At 37.7% G+C, this 18071-nt stretch carries 23 protein-coding genes and 1 riboswitch; of the genes, 20 read left to right on the top strand and 3 right to left on the bottom strand.

All coding sequences use genetic code 11. The features are described from left to right. The first annotated feature begins 5 nt into the window (after positions 1 to 5). The 3 genes from BMX30_RS24220 (at position 6) to BMX30_RS04120 (ending at position 3655) form a co-directional block, all read left to right on the top strand. A complete protein-coding gene (locus BMX30_RS24220) occupies positions 6 to 275 on the top strand; it encodes a hypothetical protein (protein ID WP_090741470.1) in 270 nt (89 codons plus the stop codon). Then, positions 272 to 2044 carry an excinuclease ABC subunit UvrC gene (uvrC, locus tag BMX30_RS04125; RefSeq protein WP_090741469.1) on the top strand — a complete coding sequence of 591 codons (1773 nt, stop codon included), beginning with the start codon at positions 272 to 274 and terminating at the stop codon, positions 2042 to 2044. Before BMX30_RS24220 ends, uvrC begins: the two co-directional genes overlap by 4 nt. Positions 2045 to 2111: 67 nt before the next feature. Continuing rightward, a riboswitch (Lysine riboswitch) is annotated at positions 2112 to 2290 on the top strand. A gap of 135 nt (positions 2291 to 2425) precedes the next feature. Beyond that, entirely contained in the window at positions 2426 to 3655 is a 1230-nt protein-coding gene (locus BMX30_RS04120) for an aspartate kinase (protein WP_090741467.1), read from the top strand. Positions 3656 to 3727: 72 nt separating this feature from the next. Here BMX30_RS04120 and BMX30_RS04115 read toward each other — a convergent pair whose 3' ends face one another. Continuing rightward, positions 3728 to 4192 carry a YslB family protein gene (locus BMX30_RS04115; protein WP_090741466.1) on the bottom strand — a complete coding sequence of 155 codons (465 nt, stop codon included), beginning with the start codon at positions 4190 to 4192 and terminating at the stop codon, positions 3728 to 3730. A gap of 448 nt (positions 4193 to 4640) precedes the next feature. Between BMX30_RS04115 and BMX30_RS04110 the strand changes: the two genes are divergently transcribed. The 9 genes from BMX30_RS04110 to BMX30_RS04070 all read left to right on the top strand — a co-directional run bounded on the left by BMX30_RS04110 (position 4641) and on the right by BMX30_RS04070 (position 11560). Beyond that, positions 4641 to 5249: a succinate dehydrogenase cytochrome b558 subunit gene (locus BMX30_RS04110; protein ID WP_090741464.1), complete on the top strand. Its 609-nt coding sequence runs from the start codon at positions 4641 to 4643 to the stop codon at positions 5247 to 5249. A gap of 61 nt (positions 5250 to 5310) precedes the next feature. After that, complete coding sequence (gene sdhA / locus BMX30_RS04105; RefSeq protein WP_090741462.1) at positions 5311 to 7071, top strand: succinate dehydrogenase flavoprotein subunit; 1761 nt, start codon at positions 5311 to 5313, stop codon at positions 7069 to 7071. A gap of 6 nt (positions 7072 to 7077) precedes the next feature. After that, positions 7078 to 7839 carry a succinate dehydrogenase iron-sulfur subunit gene (gene sdhB, locus BMX30_RS04100; RefSeq protein ID WP_090741460.1) on the top strand — a complete coding sequence of 254 codons (762 nt, stop codon included), beginning with the start codon at positions 7078 to 7080 and terminating at the stop codon, positions 7837 to 7839. A 348-nt stretch (positions 7840 to 8187) separates the two neighbouring features. Beyond that, positions 8188 to 8709, top strand: a complete 522-nt coding sequence (locus BMX30_RS04095; RefSeq protein ID WP_090741844.1) for a class D sortase — start codon at positions 8188 to 8190, stop codon at positions 8707 to 8709. Positions 8710 to 8860: 151 nt separating this feature from the next. Next, complete coding sequence (locus BMX30_RS04090; protein WP_090741458.1) at positions 8861 to 9328, top strand: acyl-CoA thioesterase; 468 nt, start codon at positions 8861 to 8863, stop codon at positions 9326 to 9328. Positions 9329 to 9464: 136 nt separating this feature from the next. Next, complete coding sequence (locus tag BMX30_RS04085) at positions 9465 to 9620, top strand: helix-turn-helix domain-containing protein (RefSeq protein WP_090741456.1); 156 nt, start codon at positions 9465 to 9467, stop codon at positions 9618 to 9620. Between the two features lie 139 nt (positions 9621 to 9759). After that, positions 9760 to 10449: an HNH endonuclease gene (locus tag BMX30_RS04080; protein WP_090741454.1), complete on the top strand. Its 690-nt coding sequence runs from the start codon at positions 9760 to 9762 to the stop codon at positions 10447 to 10449. A gap of 352 nt (positions 10450 to 10801) precedes the next feature. Further along, positions 10802 to 11086, top strand: coding sequence for a hypothetical protein (locus BMX30_RS04075; protein WP_090741452.1), 285 nt, complete (start codon positions 10802 to 10804; stop codon positions 11084 to 11086). A gap of 162 nt (positions 11087 to 11248) precedes the next feature. Continuing rightward, the gene (locus tag BMX30_RS04070) at positions 11249 to 11560 is read left to right on the top strand and encodes a hypothetical protein (RefSeq protein ID WP_090741450.1); all 312 of its coding nucleotides are present in this window, start codon (positions 11249 to 11251) and stop codon (positions 11558 to 11560) included. A 41-nt stretch (positions 11561 to 11601) separates the two neighbouring features. Here the strand turns inward: BMX30_RS04070 and BMX30_RS04065 are convergent, their stop codons facing one another. Then, a complete protein-coding gene (locus BMX30_RS04065; protein ID WP_280139937.1) occupies positions 11602 to 11910 on the bottom strand; it encodes a GIY-YIG nuclease family protein in 309 nt (102 codons plus the stop codon). A gap of 155 nt (positions 11911 to 12065) precedes the next feature. Here BMX30_RS04065 and BMX30_RS04060 point away from each other — a divergent pair, with 155 nt between their 5' ends. The 6 genes from BMX30_RS04060 to BMX30_RS04035 all read left to right on the top strand — a co-directional run bounded on the left by BMX30_RS04060 (position 12066) and on the right by BMX30_RS04035 (position 15074). After that, the gene (locus BMX30_RS04060; protein WP_090741447.1) at positions 12066 to 12260 is read left to right on the top strand and encodes a hypothetical protein; all 195 of its coding nucleotides are present in this window, start codon (positions 12066 to 12068) and stop codon (positions 12258 to 12260) included. A 173-nt stretch (positions 12261 to 12433) separates the two neighbouring features. Continuing rightward, complete coding sequence (locus tag BMX30_RS04055) at positions 12434 to 12748, top strand: hypothetical protein (protein WP_090741445.1); 315 nt, start codon at positions 12434 to 12436, stop codon at positions 12746 to 12748. A gap of 4 nt (positions 12749 to 12752) precedes the next feature. Continuing rightward, entirely contained in the window at positions 12753 to 13418 is a 666-nt protein-coding gene (locus tag BMX30_RS04050) for an ERF family protein (RefSeq protein WP_090741444.1), read from the top strand. Continuing rightward, positions 13415 to 13807 (top strand): hypothetical protein, encoded by a 393-nt coding sequence (locus BMX30_RS04045; protein WP_090741442.1) that lies wholly within the window; start codon positions 13415 to 13417, stop codon positions 13805 to 13807. Before BMX30_RS04050 ends, BMX30_RS04045 begins: the two co-directional genes overlap by 4 nt. A gap of 661 nt (positions 13808 to 14468) precedes the next feature. Next, a complete protein-coding gene (locus BMX30_RS04040) occupies positions 14469 to 14669 on the top strand; it encodes a hypothetical protein (RefSeq protein ID WP_090741441.1) in 201 nt (66 codons plus the stop codon). Between the two features lie 42 nt (positions 14670 to 14711). Beyond that, complete coding sequence (locus BMX30_RS04035; RefSeq protein WP_090741439.1) at positions 14712 to 15074, top strand: hypothetical protein; 363 nt, start codon at positions 14712 to 14714, stop codon at positions 15072 to 15074. Between the two features lie 34 nt (positions 15075 to 15108). Here the strand turns inward: BMX30_RS04035 and BMX30_RS04030 are convergent, their stop codons facing one another. Next, on the bottom strand, positions 15109 to 16110 hold the full coding sequence (locus BMX30_RS04030; RefSeq protein WP_090741437.1) for a restriction endonuclease PLD domain-containing protein: 1002 nt from the start codon (positions 16108 to 16110) through the stop codon (positions 15109 to 15111). A 171-nt stretch (positions 16111 to 16281) separates the two neighbouring features. Here BMX30_RS04030 and BMX30_RS04025 point away from each other — a divergent pair, with 171 nt between their 5' ends. Both BMX30_RS04025 and BMX30_RS04020 read left to right on the top strand, forming a co-directional pair. Continuing rightward, complete coding sequence (locus tag BMX30_RS04025) at positions 16282 to 17469, top strand: DNA cytosine methyltransferase (protein WP_090741435.1); 1188 nt, start codon at positions 16282 to 16284, stop codon at positions 17467 to 17469. A 79-nt stretch (positions 17470 to 17548) separates the two neighbouring features. Then, positions 17549 to 17875 (top strand): hypothetical protein, encoded by a 327-nt coding sequence (locus tag BMX30_RS04020; protein WP_090741433.1) that lies wholly within the window; start codon positions 17549 to 17551, stop codon positions 17873 to 17875. Positions 17876 to 18071: the final 196 nt, after the last annotated feature.

Below are 18071 nucleotides of genomic sequence, written 5' to 3'. Positions count from 1 at the left end.
GTTGATTGGAGCGGAAGGCGCTTGACTCCTGCGGGAGCAGCGGGACAGGTGAGACCCCGCAGGAGCGTAAGCGACGAGGAGGCTCACCGCACGCCCCGCGGAAAGCAAGCGCATGGAGCGCAAATCAACCCCTACTTGTTATAATGCAACAAAGTTTGCGAACACTGCATAACAAAAAAATTTTAAACATTACCATTATGTACAAAGAACTTAAACCTGGCAGCTACACCTTTATCTGGTGCATCTGCTTTTCTATCGGAGGTGACAAACCATGAATCAAACAATCAAGAATAAACTAGCTTTGTTGCCTGATCAGCCTGGATGCTATTTGATGAAGGACAGGCAGGGAACGATTATTTATGTTGGGAAGGCAAAGATTCTAAAAAACAGAGTGAGGTCCTATTTCACCGGATCCCATGATGGGAAAACGCTTCGACTTGTTAATGAAATTGAAGACTTTGAATACATTGTAACTTCCTCAAACATGGAAGCCTTACTCCTTGAAATCAATCTAATTAAGAAATACAACCCAAAGTATAATGTCATGCTTAAGGATGATAAAAGTTATCCGTTTATTAAGCTAACATCTGAACGCCACCCGCGTTTAATCATTACTCGTAAGGTGAAAAAAGACAGTGGAAAATATTTTGGTCCATACCCAAATGTACAAGCTGCTAATGAAACAAAAAAGCTCCTCGACCGAATTTATCCTCTACGCAAATGCGCTACCCTACCTGATCGAGTTTGCCTCTATTATCATTTGGGCCAGTGTCTCGCGCCTTGTGTAAATGAAGTAGAGGAACCAGAATATAAAAAAATGACAGATGAAATTTCGCGATTTTTAAATGGCGGTTTTAAAGAGATAAAGAAAGAGTTAGCTGAAAAAATGGCTGTTGCTGCTGAGGAGCTCGATTTTGAAAGGGCCAAAGAATTTCGTGATAAAATCGCTCATATTGAAGCAACAATGGAGAAACAGAAGATGACGACAACCGATTTTACGGATCGTGATGTATTCGGCTACTCCGTTGATAAGGGCTGGATGTGTGTACAAGTATTTTTCATCCGGCAAGGGAAACTAATTGAACGCGAAGTCTCAATGTTCCCTATCTATAACGAACCGGAAGAAGAAATCCTTACATTTTTAGGGCAATTCTACTCGATTGCTGAACACTTTAAACCTAAGGAAATTCTTATCCCCGATTCCGTGGATGCCGAAATGCTGGAGCAATTATTACAGGTAAAAGTGTTAAAGCCACAGCGCGGACAAAAAAAGGAACTCGTAAAACTCGCTGGCAAAAATGCAAGCATTGCATTGAAAGAAAAGTTTTCTCTAATAGAGCGGGATGAAGAACGTTCGATTAAAGCGGTTGAAAGTCTTGGAAGCCATATGGGGATCTACACTCCCCACCGGATTGAGGCCTACGATAATTCGAATATTCAAGGAACTGACCCTGTTTCCGCAATGATTGTGTTTATTGACGGTAAACCAGAAAAAAGGGAATATCGCAAATACAAAATCAAAACGGTGAAAGGGCCAGATGATTACGAATCCATGCGAGAGGTTGTTAGAAGGCGGTATACAAGAGTACTTAAAGAAGGTCTCCCACTTGCCGACTTGATTATCATCGATGGTGGAAAAGGTCATATTGAAGCAGCGAGAGATGTGCTTGAAAACGAACTAGGACTTGACGTCCCGATAGCTGGTTTAGCAAAGGACGAGAAACATCGGACTAGCCAGTTACTTTATGGAAACCCACTTGAAATTATTAACCTTCCGCGCAATAGTCAGGAGTTCTACTTATTGCAACGCATTCAGGATGAGGTCCACCGTTTCGCGATAACATTCCACCGCCAGCTAAGAGGGAAAAATGCTTTTCAATCACTGCTAGATGAAATTCCTGGCATTGGAGAAAAACGGAAAAAAATGCTTCTAAAACATTTTGGGTCGGTAAAAAAGATGCGCGAAGCAAGCTTAGAAGAGCTTATGTCTGCGGGTCTTCCGTCAAAGGTTGCTGAGGATTTGCACAAAAAGTTTAAAGAATAGTGTTGTCAGCTTTGAAAAGCATATGCTACAATAGAAAAAATTCAATAAATTCACTTTTAAGCGTTAAAGTGAAGATAGAGGTGCGGACCTCAAGAGTAAGAGCCTGGAGAATAATGGGATTCTTTGAAGGGCTTTGAAAGGGTTGTCCGCCGAAGTGAGGAAAGACTCATAGCTTTCCTTGCTGGTTTTGCATTGAATAAATGCAGGATTGTCAAGATGTTTGTGTCTTGGAGGGCTATCTCACTGTGCGAGCGTATAAATTCACTTACGTAATCACAGCAATGAGATAATCTCATTGCTTTTTTCTGTTTTCCGGGAAAAAGCGAATGTTACATAAAAAGACGCATGACAGCCATTATTCAACAGGAAGAGGAGATTATTATGGGACTGATTGTGCAAAAATTCGGAGGTACATCGGTAGCAGATGTGGAAAAAATCCAAAATGTTGCTAACCGCGCGGCAGAAGAAAAAGCAAACGGAAACGACGTAGTTGTTGTCGTATCCGCTATGGGGAAAACCACTGATAAACTTGTCGAGATGGCAAAAGACTTATCAGCTGCCCCTAGCAAACGTGAAATGGATATGCTGCTCACAACAGGGGAACAAATTACGATTTCTTTGCTTACAATAGCCCTCAAGGAAAAGGGACTTGACGCTGTTTCTTACACAGGCTGGCAGGCCGGGATTTTAACAGAGCCAGTCCATGGGAATGCAAGAATTATGGATATTGATACCGATAAAATAAAAACAGATCTTGCAGCAGGAAGAGTTGTCGTCGTTGCTGGCTTCCAAGGGATAACCGAAGACGGCGAAATTACCACATTAGGTCGTGGGGGGTCTGACACAACAGCTGTGGCACTTGCGGCTGCACTCGGTGCTGATAAATGTGATATATACACCGATGTAACAGGAGTTTATACAACGGATCCACGTTATGTAAAAGGAGCTAGGAAGCTGCTAGGTATTTCCTATGATGAGATGTTGGAACTTGCAAATTTAGGGGCTGGTGTTCTACACCCTCGTGCAGTAGAATTTGCTAAAAATTTTGGAGTGACACTTGAAGTACGTTCAAGTATGGAAAAAGAACGTGGGACGGTTATTGAGGAGGAAATGGATATGGAACAAAACTTAGTTGTACGTGGAATTGCGTTTGAAGATCAAATAACGAGAGTGTCTGTCATTGGGCTTGATAATTCAATTGGTAGTCTGCCGACGATTTTTACAACCCTTGCTAAACATCACATCAATGTGGATATTATTATTCAGAGCGGTACTGGAACAGACAAAGCCAATATTTCTTTTTCAATCAAAAGCAGCGATTTAAAAGAAACACTCGAAGTTCTTGAAAGCAATAAACAGCTATTGAATTATCAAGAAATTGAATCTGAAACAGGGTTAGCAAAAGTATCAATTGTTGGCGCCGGCATGATTTCGAACCCTGGGGTGGCCGCGAAAATGTTTGAGGTACTTGCAAGTGAAGGTGTTCAAGTGAAAATGGTTAGTACTTCAGAAATTAAAGTTTCTACCGTCGTTGCCGAGCAACTGATGGTAAAAGCAGTTGAAGCACTACATGATTCATTTGATCTTGCAAAAGTTGCCATCGAATCTTAAAACGAACGGAAACAGATAATGACAATGACAAAAGCTTTCGAAGGGGTCCCTTGAAAGCTTTTTGTCTAGACCTTATTTGTGCTCTCCATTAATGGGATCTTTTATATCCCACTTGATTGTGAATAGAATTTTGCCTGAACGTTTTCGTGGATGTTCGAAGGCTTCAGCAACGACTTTTTTCTGCATCTCTAATTGTTGGGCTAGGAACCCTGCCTCTAGTTGAAAAGTGGAGTGGACATCTTTTTCCAAGCGATGGGTAATCCACTCTCCACTAAGCTCAAGGCCGACTTCTTTACGCTTTTCCTCCTTGACGACTAGAAGGCCCCAATCAGCCTCGTGGAAGAAAGCGATGACTTCATCCATATTGTATAGGGGAAATCTACGTGCCAGTTTTTTACCTGCCCAATAAAGGATTTCCGGAGCATCTTTGCCAAGTAGTTCTGTAAGGAGAACATCCCTAATTAATTCGTATCCAAATAGAGAGACAGAAGGACGTGGGTCGGTAGTGTATTTGTTTGAAACGAATAATTCACTCAAGTATTTTCCCCTCTTTCTATATTTCTATTATATACGAACTTATATGTATTCAAGAATGGTTTCTCTTTGATTTTTTTCAACTTTTTTAGGATATTCGAGCTTGATTTATTATGAGCTTTCAGGCAGTTTTCGTATTCCGATTTTCTTATTTAAAAGAGACAGATTCGTTCCAGTTAAGTTATTATTATCCCGAGATACCGGATTTTGGAAAGGAACACCTTTGATGTCAATAGTAATAATTATCAAATTTTGAAAATAATTTTTCTTATATAAGGATTATTTCTGTATCCGTTTTCTTGACGGTCCAATCTTATGAGAGTAAAATGGACTTGTCACAATTTTGTAAGAAATGTTTATTTATTTTTCCACGATGGAGAGGTTAAAAACCATATACTTTATGATTTTCAGCCTAGACATCACTTTTAATTATCAAAGGGGGGTATACATAATGGCACAAAATCGAGAGTTTTACTGGCGAAGACTTCATTCATTGCTAGGGGTAATACCAATTGGGGTTTTCTTAATCCAGCACTTAGTTATCAATCATTTCGCCACACAGGGAGAAGAAGCATTTAATAATGCAGCACATTTTATGGAGAGTCTCCCGTTCAGGATCTTTTTAGAAACATTCATTATCTTTTTACCTATTTTATTCCATGCAATTTACGGTATTTACATTGCTTTTACAGCGAAAAACAATACTAGTAGATACGGATATTTCCGTAACTGGATGTTTAAACTGCAGCGATGGACGGGTGTGATCACTTTGGTGTTCATTGCATGGCATGTTTGGGAAACCCGCGTTGCCGCTGCATTTGGGGCTGAAGTAAACTTCCAAATGATGGAGAGTATTTTAGCGTCACCATTCATGTTAGTATTCTATCTAGTAGGTGTGATCTCTTCAATCTTCCACTTTGCTAATGGATTATGGTCTTTCCTTGTTAGCTGGGGATTCACAGTTTCACCTCGTTCACAGTTGATTGCAACTTATTTTACAATTGGTGTATTTGTTGTCCTTTCAATTATCGGTGTGCGTTCAATTTTAGCATTTATCTAATTATATGAATCTATTACTTACAGAACTAGAAGTCGACTTAGGATTGAGGGAGTGAGCCACGATGAGTAATGGTAAAATTATCATAGTAGGCGGCGGCCTGGCTGGCTTAATGGCAGCCATCAAGGTTGCTGAAGCAGGAAAACAGGTGGATTTGTTTTCACTTGTACCAGTAAAACGTTCCCACTCCGTTTGTGCTCAGGGGGGCATCAATGGAGCAGTAAATACAAAAGGTGAAGGGGACTCTCCTTGGGAGCACTTTGATGACACGGTTTACGGAGGAGATTTCCTCGCAAACCAACCGCCAGTTAAGGCGATGGCTGATGCTGCACCAGGAATTATTCACCTTCTTGACCGTATGGGTGTTATGTTTAATCGTACACCTGAAGGTTTACTAGATTTCCGCCGCTTTGGTGGAACACAGCATCACCGTACTGCATTCGCCGGTGCTACAACCGGTCAGCAGTTACTTTACGCTTTGGACGAGCAGGTTCGCCGTCATGAGGTAGCTGGGCTTGTAACGAAGTATGAAGGTTGGGAATTCCTAGGAACAATTATCGATGACGATGGTGTTTGTCGCGGAGTTGTTGCCCAAGACTTGAAGACGATGGAAATTAAGTCCTTCGCTGGTGATGCCGTAATCATGGCAACCGGTGGACCTGGGATTATTTTCGGAAAATCAACAAACTCAATTATTAACACTGGATCGGCTGCTTCAATTGTTTATCAACAGGGAGCTTATTATTCAAATGGTGAGTTTATCCAAATTCACCCAACGGCAATCCCAGGAGATGACAAACTTCGCTTGATGAGTGAATCAGCGCGTGGTGAAGGTGGACGTGTTTGGACATATAAAGATGGAAAGCCTTGGTACTTCCTTGAAGAGAAATATCCGGCATATGGAAACCTTGTTCCACGTGATATTGCGACTCGTGAAATTTTTGATGTGTGCGTTTCACAGAAACTTGGAATCAATGGCGAAAACATGGTATTCCTTGATCTTTCACATAAGGATCCAAAAGAACTAGATATTAAGCTTGGTGGAATCATAGAAATTTATGAAAAATTTGTTGGGGATGACCCTCGTAAAGTCCCAATGAAGATTTTCCCTGCAGTTCACTATTCAATGGGTGGATTATGGGTGGATTATGATCAAATGACCAATATTCCAGGATTATTCGCTGCTGGTGAGTGTGATTATTCTCAGCACGGAGCTAACCGTCTTGGTGCGAACTCCTTGCTTTCTGCTATCTATGGCGGGATGGTTGCTGGACCAAACGCTGTCCGTTATATCGATGGACTTGAAAAGAGTGCAGACGCTATTTCTTCTTCTGTATTTGAACGACATGTTCAACAGGAAGAAGAGAAGTGGAACAGCATCATGTCTATGGATGGAAAAGAAAATGCATACGTCCTTCATAAAGAGCTTGGTGAGTGGATGACTGACAATGTAACGGTTGTTCGTTACAATGAAAAGCTTCTACAAACAGATGAAAAGATTGTTGAGTTACTTGAGCGTTATAAAAATATCAATATCAATGATACCGCTAAGTGGAGCAACCAAGGAGCGACATTTACTCGTCAGCTTCAAAACATGCTTCAGCTTGCACGTGTTATTACTATTGGTGCTTACAACCGTAATGAAAGCCGTGGTGCTCATTATAAGCCTGAATTCCCTGAGCGTAATGACGAGGAATTCCTAAAAACAACAATGGCGAAGTTTGTGGATGCAAACTCTGCACCAGCTTTCCATTATGAAGAGGTTGATACAGGTTTAATCGAACCTCGTAAGCGTGACTATTCTAAGAAGAAGAAAGGGGAGTAAGAAGGGATGGCTGAAAACAAAACAGTTCGTTTTATCATCGCCCGTCAGGATACACCTGAATCAGCCCCTTATGATGAGGAATTTGTCTTAGACTATCGTCCGGGAATGAACGTGATTTCAGCTTTAATGGAAATTCGCCGAAATCCGGTAAATGTTAAAGGGGAAAATACAACACCAATTTCATGGGATATGAACTGTCTAGAAGAAGTTTGTGGAGCATGTTCAATGGTGATTAATGGAAAGCCGCGCCAGTCTTGTACAGCGCTTGTTGATAAGCTTGAACAGCCGATCAGATTGGAACCAATGAAGACGTTCCCAGTGATTCGTGACCTTCAAGTGGATAGAAGCAGAATGTTTGATTCATTAAAGCGTGTAAAGGCATGGATTCCTATTGATGGTACGTATGACCTTGGACCTGGACCAAGAATGCCAGAAAGAAAGCGTCAATGGGCATATGAACTATCAAAATGTATGACTTGTGGAGTTTGTCTAGAAGCATGTCCAAATGTAAACAGCAAATCCGAATTCATTGGCCCTGCACCACTTTCACAAGTGCGTCTTTTCAATGCTCACCCAACTGGTGAAATGAACAAAGCTGAACGTCTTGAAGCGATCATGGGAGACGGAGGTCTTTCCAACTGCGGGAACTCACAAAACTGTGTTCAGTCTTGTCCTAAAGGGATTCCATTGACAACTTCGATTGCAGCATTAAACCGCGATACAAGTTTCCAAGCATTTAAGAACTTCTTCGGAAGTGACCAAATCTAATAAATAGTATGGCCTCTTTCTCACAAGGGAAAGAGGCTTTTTATTGGTAAGGTGGGTTTAGGAAGGTAAAACCAAAACCTAGGAAGCCACTAGACATAAGCAGCTGCACTTGTTTTGAGATTCATAGATATTAAGTGTTGAGCTCCATAGCTAAAGTGAATTGAAGCCGATAGCTAGTTGGCAAACCAGAAGAAACTCCCTGCCAATTTAGGCTAGGAGTTTCTTCTTTATAGACCTCCTATCTGATATACTAGATATTGTAATTGAATCTAGCGGAGTTGATTTCTTTTGAAGAAAAAAAACGTGCTTCCCATTATAATTATTGCAATCGGTGTTGTTTTTATTGGCATGGGGCTGAAGCAATTTATTGAAACGAAAGTGCAAACGAATCAATCCCTCACTGAGGCGAAAGCCATCGTCCATTCAGAAAAAGAACCTATTGCAAAACCGGCTGGACGTCTACTACCAGGACAAGGGGACACGACCGGATTGCTTGTTATTCCTAAGATTAGTGCGGAGCTAGCAATTGTCGAAGGAACCGATCCTGATGATCTAGAAAAAGGAGTTGGGCACTACAAAGATTCCTTTTACCCGGATGAAAACGGCCAAATTGTTTTATCTGGACATCGCGACACCGTCTTTAGAAAGCTAGGTGAATTGAAACTCTCCGATATTTTAGAGGTTCAAATGCCTTACGGAAATTACCAATATGAAATCACACATACAAAGATTGTCGATGCAGACGATACGAGCATTATTACACTTCAAGACAAGGAAGAGGAATTGATACTAACCACCTGTTACCCTTTTAGTTATATTGGTGATGCTCCAGATCGATATATCATTTACGCAAAAAGAATAGATTCATAAGAACTGGGTGGAATTTAGTCCACCTAGTTTTTTTAATGCTTTTGGGTGAAAAATTTTTCAAATATAACTATAATAAGAGGTATTGAATGAATACTCATTCACTTGCGAGGATACATAGGTAAGTGGCTTTGGTTAAAAAGGAGGAACACCCATGGGGAAATTAGAGTATATTGACGATATAGTACGATGGGAAGAAGAGTTTGATTTTAATTATGCGGTAAAGGTGCGGTTTTCTGAGACTGATATGTTTGGTCATTTGAATAATACCGTCCCATTCGTTTACTACGAACTAGCAAGGGTTGAATATTTAAAAACCAAAGGACTGATGCAAAAATGGCTCCGTCCGGAAAGTGAATTGATTCCGGTTGTTGCTGATTTGCAGTGTGATTTTCTAAAACAAGTCTTTTTTGATGAAGAGTTAAAGATTTATGTAAAAGCCAATTCAGTTGGGAGTTCTTCAGTAGACCTTCATTACATGGTGAAAAAGGCAAATGAAGAGATCTGTATAGCTGGCAGGGGTACAATCGTGCAAATTTCAAAGATAACTGGTAAAGGTGTAGCGTGGACTGATGATATAAGATCACAATTTCTGGAAGATAAAAGGCTGGCTTTTAAATAAAAGCCCATATTTATTAAAATAACACTCCTTTTAGGAATTGTAGTCACTCTGTCTCTTTCCTTTACATAAGATATGGTGACTAAAATATACCCACCCCGCAGTTCACAGCTGTCGAAGGCAAGGAGGGTTAATATACTTGAAGGAGAATGAATTTACTCACAAGCCATTACTCACCAAACGAGAAAGAGAAGTGTTCGAACTGTTAGTACAGGATAAAACGACAAGAGAAATAGCGGGCGAACTGTTTATTAGTGAAAAAACAGTTAGAAACCATATTTCTAAGGAAATATGATTAGAAGGTATAAAAAACATATGTACTGTATTTTAATGAGCATCTTCTAGGAGGTGCTTATTTTTTAAACCTCCAAAACATTTAATTGACAAAAAGGATATGTTGATTATGATTTGAAAAGTTTTAGGAGGTGATAAATTTGGAAAATTATAAGTTAATCCCACTAAAAGGGAAAAGAGGAGAAGGTCTTTTTGTTAAAGTAAGTCCTGAAGATTTTGAGGAGTTAATGAAACATAATTGGCATTATCACAATGGGTATGCAAGGGGATACATAAAAGGATTAAATAAAAATAAGAGAATGCATAGATACATATTAGATTCACCAAGTGGGAAATTTGTAGATCATATTAATGGAAATAGATTAGATAATCGAAGAGAAAATTTAAGATATGCAACTCATTTACAAAACAATTATAATCGTCAACCTAATATAGGATATAAGGGGGTCTGTTATAATAACAGTAACCAGAAGTGGTATTCGTATATAAATAAAAATAAACAGACATATTTTCTAGGTCAATATGATTCAGAAATTGAAGCAGCTAAAGCGTATAACTATTGGGCAAAAATACACTATGGTGAATTTGCTTACCTGAATGATGTGGATGAATCTGAATTTGTACCAAAAATCAAAAAGGAAAAAACGTCTAAATACAGAGGAGTTTCATGGGAAAAGGAAGCTAAAAAATGGCGTTCGATCCTAGTAGTAGATGGAATTACATATAGACTAGGAAAATATAAAAATGAAGAAGCAGCAACACGTGCTTATAATCAAAAAGCGATTGAATTATTAGGAGATAAAGCAAAATTAAATAAAATTAATCACTAACCAATTATTTATTCATACCACTAATCGAACAAGCATAAAATATTATCAGAGGGGTGATTGTAGGTAGGAAAAAGAGAATGGCATAAGGAGCAACCAAAGTTATTACCTTTATACGACAGCTTTGTAGACGATTTTGGGGATATGTATGTGTGGAATACTCAGACCAATGAATTTATGATTTGGTCGAAAGAGTAACATCCTTTCTTTTGTTGTTGTTTTGAGGGTTTCTTGTAAGCCCTCCTTTTTCTTTGTTCCCGTGATAAACGGTTTATATAATCCAAAAGTCCTCATAAGCAGGACTTTTTTCTTTGTTTGTTGAAATATAGTAAAGAAGTTTTTAGGAGGGTGAATCGTGTCCGATATCAATTTAGAATCAGAACAAAGAAGTTTGCTTCGTAAAAAGAAGCTCCATAATGAAAAAAGTTTAAAACTGGTTGAGTTTTATAAAAATGATCCTGAATTCCAGCAAATGTTAGAAACATTAAAAACAGAGTGGAGAGAAGAAGGATTAAACGAATTTGAAATCAAATTTTATGTTGAAGATGCCATCCACACAAAGGCAATTACAGAGGCTCAGTTATCAGGACCTGCAAAAGAGGCATACTCTGCTGAACTAGAAAAAAAGGGAAAGGTTTGAACCTCACTAATTCCACCATTTTAGACGGCGGCATAGAAAATAATTGTCATCGTTTAAAAGTTCTTATATTCTTTTAAGGACAAGGATGAAATTTAAAATCACTGCATATTTTTATATGTGGATAGTTTTATTGAAAAGAAGGAAGGTAAAGGGGGAAGACAATTGGATAAAATTGATCCTACGTACACAAGGCAGTTTATAAAGGAACATACAGATGGGGAAGAATCTGATTACTTTTTAGACCAAGTATTTGATGAAGCAATAGTAGGCGTAGTTGAAAGCCCGAATAAGGGGTTTTTAGTTGTTTATGATTATAATCATTGTGTGTCCATTATTGAATCAGATAATGAAACCTTTAGAGATGTGAGTGCTGAGAATGCTGAGGCAGCCTCTTACTTCGAATCTACTATCTATAATAAATACTCGTGTCCAAGCAATGTGGTATTTTGGGAAAATTCGGTCTTAGAATTATAACAGTGGATTGTACAAAAAGACGAGTGGAATACCACTCGTCTTTATTTACGTTCCAAATAGGTTTCTGGAGGGACATTTTTGACATTAAACCCATATTCATCATCATAGGTTTTTAACCCGAATATCAGGCGTCTTTCTAAATCCAAGATGTCCTCTTTCTTCCAATCAGGAAGTTCAAGAAGTTGAACAAACTCCAATTTATGACCATTCTGATACGCCTTTTGTAAAATATCGCTTGGATGCGTCCCCGTTTTTAGTTTATGGATATGATTAAATACCCTGCTTAAACAATTCGATGAACTACACCCTACATAATATCGTTTTTTATCTCGGTCACAAATTAAATAAATTCCTGCTTTGCTACTTATCAGTATTTACAAAAACCTCCTTATAATGTGATTATGAACACTATTTGAAAATAATATTCATATTTTTCCAAAAAGTTTGTTGACAACCTAGAAAATCGACGGTATAAAATAAAAAAGCGATAAAAGGAGAAAGCAAAATGCAACTAACCAAAATTACCTTTCAAGCCATCAAGAATAATGAAGCCATTTATACAGGTGAATTTACCACCTTACATCCAGAGAACAAACGAAAAATAGCCAACAGTATCAATAAAGCATTGCTCTATAAAGGATTAACCAAAAAAGCAGGAGATTTTGATGATATTCAATATGAGGTCATTACAAATAGTTAAGGACGAGTTCGCTCGTCCTATATTTTTATTGGAGTTGACAACCTAGAAACATCTTAACCAAATGGTGGATGAGTGAAGATGCCATCAAAAAAGTCATCTTTTTTATAAGGAATTACGATTATTGCGCTAAAATAAGAGTAGGAGTTGACAACCTATAAGTGAGGTGAAAGAACATGAGCTGGGAAATCCGAATTCGGAAAAATAAATACATCTACTTTGTCTTGCGTTATTACCATGCACAAAAGACAAAACAACTCCGTGAAGAAAAAATGGAAGAATTCTTACTTCAAGAACTCACAAGAGGGGAAGCATGGGATAAAGCAGTCAGAAAGGTTTCAACCAAATATACTTATAAAACCATTGGCAATGTAGAAAATCCTTCTACGAAAGAATTTATCGACCGTGAATTTAGTGAAGAGGAAAAACAAGACATTTATCAAAAGATACATGAGGTGCAAAAACGAATACTTTTACAGGAAGAGGAGTGATAACATGAGCGAAAAACAATTAGTAAAAAAATTAGCAAGTGTGATGCAAAAAGTAAAATATATTCAAAAGTCAGGCTTTAATGATTTTCATAAATATTCTTATGTAAAGGAAGCAGATATTGTAGAACCAGTTAGGGAGGCATTATCAGAACAAAATGTCATTATGATACCATCCGTTGCAGAACATATAGTTAGAGAACATACAAATGCAAAAGGAAAGGTAGAATATATTGCAACTGTTTTAGTAGAATTTACGTTCATGGATGGAGATACAGGTGAAACCATTAGTTTTAAAATTGCAGGTGAAGGACAAGATGCAGGTGACAAGGGGTACTACAAAGCGATGACTGGTGCAACCAAGTATGCCATTATGAAAGCCTTTATGATTCCAACAGGAGATGACCCTGAAGGAGATATAAACACAGATCAAAACAATCATACAAATCAATCTTCCAACTCCACACAATCCTCGAACAAAGCTTCTGAAAAACAAATCAAAAAACTTAAAATCGAACTATCCAACTTCTCTAAAAAATCCAATGTTCCACTAGAACAATTATTAGAAAAAATATATAAAGGCAGAAATGTAAAATCGATAGAAGAATTAAATAAAAAACAAATAAGTGAAGTCATTAATTATTTCATGAAAAAAGGAAGTGATATATCATGATGACATACGATAAAAACTACATACAACAAACCAACCTTCCATTAATAAAAGGAAGTGGTGGAGGGGTCGCAATTGGCTTAACATTTCAAGATGAACGTGCAGAAGAGATTCTTTTTAAAACAATCAAAGGCGTCAATTGGAACAACCAACCCTTAAAAAGATACATGACGGGTGAAGAACTAAAAGATTTATTTGCTATAACCTTAACAGAAGAAGAAGCCTACCATCCCAATTTTCTAAAAGGGTTTTACAGAATCTATAAGCGAACAGGAAATACATATGGTGGAATTTATGATGTGAAAATGGTGGCACTCTCTTATCAAAAACAGATTCAGCAACTCCATCCAAACGAATGGAAGAAAAATAAATTGCGAATGGTAACGGCTTAGATGCTATTTCTTTTGAAATGGCGTCTTTTTTATTCTGCAAATTTCCAAAAATTTTCTTCCTTTCATTTATAGGAGATTTGATTTTTCTCTTGTATACTATTAATACATAACTAATACTTAACCACTAATTGATAAGTGATTATAAAAATACATATCACTGGCAGAGAGCCTGTATCATTCATGAAAGGCATGAGTGATATGAAAAAAGACGATACAAATTGAGTAGAGTTTCCCGTCAACCTCGCTCCCGTGAAAGAGGTAAGAACTCTTTCGAGAACCAACGGTGAATCGTCCGTAGAGGGACATGTCTTCTTTCCTAGAGTAAATGACTCTTTTTTAGAGTAATGTTACAAATCCCGTCCCAGTTGCCTTTTGGCAAGGTAGATTATAGTGTGAACTTTTAAAGTCGGTCAATAAAGCTGGACCTAGGTGACCCGTCCCCGAATTGGTAGTAGGCAGTACGGCACTATAATGCGATGTGATATGGCGGCTCCAGACTGCAATATCCTTTTATGCGCTTTCTACCCTTTGGTAAGGGGTAGTCTGCTCAGTTCAGGACTCTCCACCCGCAATGGAGTGTTGTAAACGAAATCCTTCTTAAAATCACTACTTTAAAAATAAAAAAATTAAAACAAAAAAATACACATTTGGAGTGAAAGAAATGAATAAATTAACAAAATCCATTTCACTGATGGAAGAACATGATGAAATTGTTCTTAAAGCAAAAATGATTGATGGAAACCTTCAACTAGTCATGACAACTGATACAACTGATTTGCTATTTGAAATTAAAAAAAACTTCTTTGAATCCGATCAACATGTAAAATGGGTAACCAATCTATCAAACCTTAAAAATGTATAAATATACATATATTTCCACATACTAAAGAAACATAGGAGGTTTTTGTGGATACGAGAACAAATTGGCAAAGAAGTCTTAAATGAACTGATAAACTGTTTACGGATTTATTCAAAAGAAAAAGTTGATATGAATTTGTTTATGAGTACAAGTAGAACAAGAGATTACTTCAGAAACATTTTTACTTCCAAAGAAGAACAAATGAATTTCCGAAATTTACTTTTACAAATGCATTTTTATTGTGAAGAAGGATATGGGGTAAGTGTTCCATTGCCAAAAAGAAGGTTAGAAGAATATCAAGTGTTTCCGTTTGTAACAGACATTTGGCAACATTTTTATCAAAGTGTTGTAGAGGAACTTGATTTAACAGATGAAGATATAGAAGAATATGATGATGAATTCAACTAAAAAAGGACAGTTGCCTGTCCTTTTTGTATGTATCTTACCAAACTTCCGTAACAGGTGAATCAACACCAAAGTCCATGAAATAGGTTTCATCATCCATTTTATAAATTCGTACACTTGTTCTTCCATAATTCAGTAAATCTTGAACGTCCACTCTTGCACCTAAAGCTACGCCAAGACGATTTCTAAAATAACGTCCCATAATACTATTACTTTCACTTGTATGGATCGCTTTACGGTTCGCTTGAGCCATCACACACATTAATTGTTCTCCATCATCTGTTAGCATCGTGAATGTTTGTTCAAGTGGTGGAAAGAATGTTGGATTTTCTCTCATAGTAAATGGTGTCGGAACAGGTATATACGCTTGGTTTGGTTCACGACCAGGACGTTGTCCCCAATTTAGACCAGCTTTTTCATGAATTCTATTTTCGTTTATTAAAAGTGACAAATCAATATATTCCAAGTTTTGTAGATTCATAGGTTGAGCAACATGTGCAGGTTCTGTTCTTGTACGATTGGTTGGATTGGCAACAATCGTTTGCGTTTGACGTCGATAGTGAATGTTGTGGAAGTTAATATGTTGGTCAACGTCAGGGTCTGTGCAACTGATTACATCAGGAAGATCAAATACCTCATCGATATTATCATGATTGGCTACTACCAATAGTTCCTTTTGGTCACGAAACCCACCCCATGAAAAATTAGCAGAACCTACAAATGTAAGGGTATCATCTTGTCGAGCATCATTATACCAATGATAGATTTTTGTATGTACTGGTGGGTGAGTGGTCTTGTAGCTGATTTGAATACGAGGATTTTCATGCATGACTTGTCTGTAACGTTCATGATCCCACCGATTAATGCCATCTCTTTTACTCATTCCAATGATTAAATCGATTTCAATATCAGGGTATGTATCCAAAATGTGATACAAAAAAGCACTGGATGCGTAACCTGATAAAATACGCAGTTTGCGAAAACCATGACGATAAGGTTCTCTAAAGACATGTTCAAGCAAATGACTCGTCAAATACATAGGAATCCCTCCAATTTTTTACATTGTCAATTTAATAATATTAGAGTTTACTAGAGATGTCACCTATTAAGTTGGAAGATAGACTTGCAAACTTTTAATGGATGGATGAGTAGTGTATAATTAGACTTTAGAACATAAAATGACAAACTACACATGTAGGAGCGAAAGTAAATGATTTTTCGAAAAGGAGAGCTGTTCTGTGGTCCTGGGGGCTTATCGCTAGGAGCTAAAATGGTGGAAGTAAAAGATGAAAACAATACTTTATATAAAGTAGAACATGCATGGGCTAATGATTATCATGAAGACACATGCAAAACGTTCCGACATAATATATGTCCTGATAAACCAGAGACGGTTTTCTTTGGAGATGTAAAAGAGTTAGATATCAAAAGTTTACCACCGATTGATGCCTTCGCATTTGGATTCCCTTGTAATGATTTTTCTCTTGTAGGAGAAACAAAAGGACTTGAAGGGGAATATGGTGGACTTTATTCATACGGAATCAAAGTCTTAAAACACCACAAGCCAAAATGGTTTATTGCTGAAAATGTAGGTGGACTAGAAAGTGCAAACGAAGGAAAAGCCTTTATTCAAATTTTAACGGAGATGGAACGAGCAGGTTATACCATCACTCCTCATAAATATAAGTTTGAAGAATATGGTGTCCCACAAGCAAGGCATCGTATTATCATCGTTGGATTCAGAAAAGACCTTGGTCTACGATTTGAAGTGCCTAAAGCTCCTTTTAAAAATAAGAAGGACTGGAAATCATCCAAACAAGCCCTTGAAAATCCACCAATACCTGAAGATGCACTGAATCATGAATTCACAAGACATGATAAAAAAGTCATCGAAATGCTTTCACATATAAACCCAGGGGATAATTGCTGGGTGGATTATCTACCAGAACATCTTCGTTTGAATGTAAAGAAAACAAAAATGTCGAACATATATAGAAGACTGCATCCTGAAACTCCAGCATATACGGTAACAGGTTCAGGCGGTGGAGGAACTCATATGTATCACTATGAAGAACCTCGTGCTTTAACCAACCGTGAACGTGCTAGACTTCAAACATTCCCTGATTGGTATGAGTTTATTGGAGGAAAAGAAAGTGCTAGAAAGCAAATTGGGATGGCAGTGCCAGTGGAAGGCGCGAAAATCATTGTAGAAGCCATTCTTAAAACCTATGCCAAGATTCCATATGAAACAGAACCAGCAAGATGGGATGAAGAATACATCCAAAACATGGTAACAACAGGGGAAAAGAAAAAGAGAAAAGGCTCAACTAGAAAAACCAAAAAGAAAAATGAAGTCGATGAAAATCAACAAGCCTTCCAATTGGAAGAATCTAAATAAAATGTTTGTACTTTTGGTGAACAGACAGGAAATCCCTCGTTTTTTGTAGAATGGTGTCTACATAAAAGGAGGGATTTTTTTGAAGAAAAATACCAATATCAACGTCAATATTCCAAATGAGATACTGCATGATATGGAAATACATGCAACCGTGGTCAGTCCTGTGGATAAGAAAACAGGAATCTTGATTTTAACGAGTGGAATGAAACATTTTACAAAAGAAATCGTCATCCGAATTTATCTGTTACACCGAGAAGACACAAAAAACCATTTTGACATTCAGCATGAACTACAAGCGTTTTCTTTCACATCTTACTTGCAAGCCAAGAAGTTCCTAAACCATCTCCCCAATATGTCAGCTTTAGAAATGCTCGTTCTGTTAAAACCTTCACCACAATTTCAATAAAAAAGTGAATATTTAAAAAAGGAGAATTTCCTTTTCTGCATAACTAACTAGATGTAAGACGACTTTTTCTCCTTTTGTGTGGTTGCTATCCTGCTTTTTTTGTTATGATTATTTGTTACTTCCTTATAATATGTAGACTGATGCCTTGAACGAAGATGACCTCCTGTTTTTTAGAACGGGCTTCTTTCAAGGCATC

It is taken from the genome of Mesobacillus persicus, from assembly GCF_900109925.1.
In the GTDB taxonomy this organism is placed as follows: domain Bacteria; phylum Bacillota; class Bacilli; order Bacillales; family Cytobacillaceae; genus Mesobacillus_B; species Mesobacillus_B persicus.
The sequence above is the reverse complement of the archived record's forward strand: the minus strand, read 5'-3'. Positions and strand labels throughout refer to the sequence as shown.

Excerpts from the sequence above, each read along its gene's own strand:
- uvrC (WP_090741469.1), top strand. The coding sequence starts at position 272 with ATGAATCAAACAATCAAGAATAAACTAGCTTTGTTGCCTGATCAGCCT.
- BMX30_RS04120 (WP_090741467.1), top strand. The coding sequence starts at position 2,426 with ATGGGACTGATTGTGCAAAAATTCGGAGGTACATCGGTAGCAGATGTG.
- BMX30_RS04110 (WP_090741464.1), top strand. The coding sequence starts at position 4,641 with ATGGCACAAAATCGAGAGTTTTACTGGCGAAGACTTCATTCATTGCTA.
- sdhA (WP_090741462.1), top strand. The coding sequence starts at position 5,311 with ATGAGTAATGGTAAAATTATCATAGTAGGCGGCGGCCTGGCTGGCTTA.
- sdhB (WP_090741460.1), top strand. The coding sequence starts at position 7,078 with ATGGCTGAAAACAAAACAGTTCGTTTTATCATCGCCCGTCAGGATACA.
- BMX30_RS04095 (WP_090741844.1), top strand. The coding sequence starts at position 8,188 with ATGGGGCTGAAGCAATTTATTGAAACGAAAGTGCAAACGAATCAATCC.
- BMX30_RS04090 (WP_090741458.1), top strand. The coding sequence starts at position 8,861 with ATGGGGAAATTAGAGTATATTGACGATATAGTACGATGGGAAGAAGAG.
- BMX30_RS04060 (WP_090741447.1), top strand. The coding sequence starts at position 12,066 with ATGCAACTAACCAAAATTACCTTTCAAGCCATCAAGAATAATGAAGCC.
- BMX30_RS04055 (WP_090741445.1), top strand. The coding sequence starts at position 12,434 with ATGAGCTGGGAAATCCGAATTCGGAAAAATAAATACATCTACTTTGTC.
- BMX30_RS04050 (WP_090741444.1), top strand. The coding sequence starts at position 12,753 with ATGAGCGAAAAACAATTAGTAAAAAAATTAGCAAGTGTGATGCAAAAA.
- BMX30_RS04045 (WP_090741442.1), top strand. The coding sequence starts at position 13,415 with ATGATGACATACGATAAAAACTACATACAACAAACCAACCTTCCATTA.
- BMX30_RS04040 (WP_090741441.1), top strand. The coding sequence starts at position 14,469 with ATGAATAAATTAACAAAATCCATTTCACTGATGGAAGAACATGATGAA.
- BMX30_RS04030 (WP_090741437.1), bottom strand. The coding sequence starts at position 16,110 with ATGTATTTGACGAGTCATTTGCTTGAACATGTCTTTAGAGAACCTTAT.
- BMX30_RS04025 (WP_090741435.1), top strand. The coding sequence starts at position 16,282 with ATGATTTTTCGAAAAGGAGAGCTGTTCTGTGGTCCTGGGGGCTTATCG.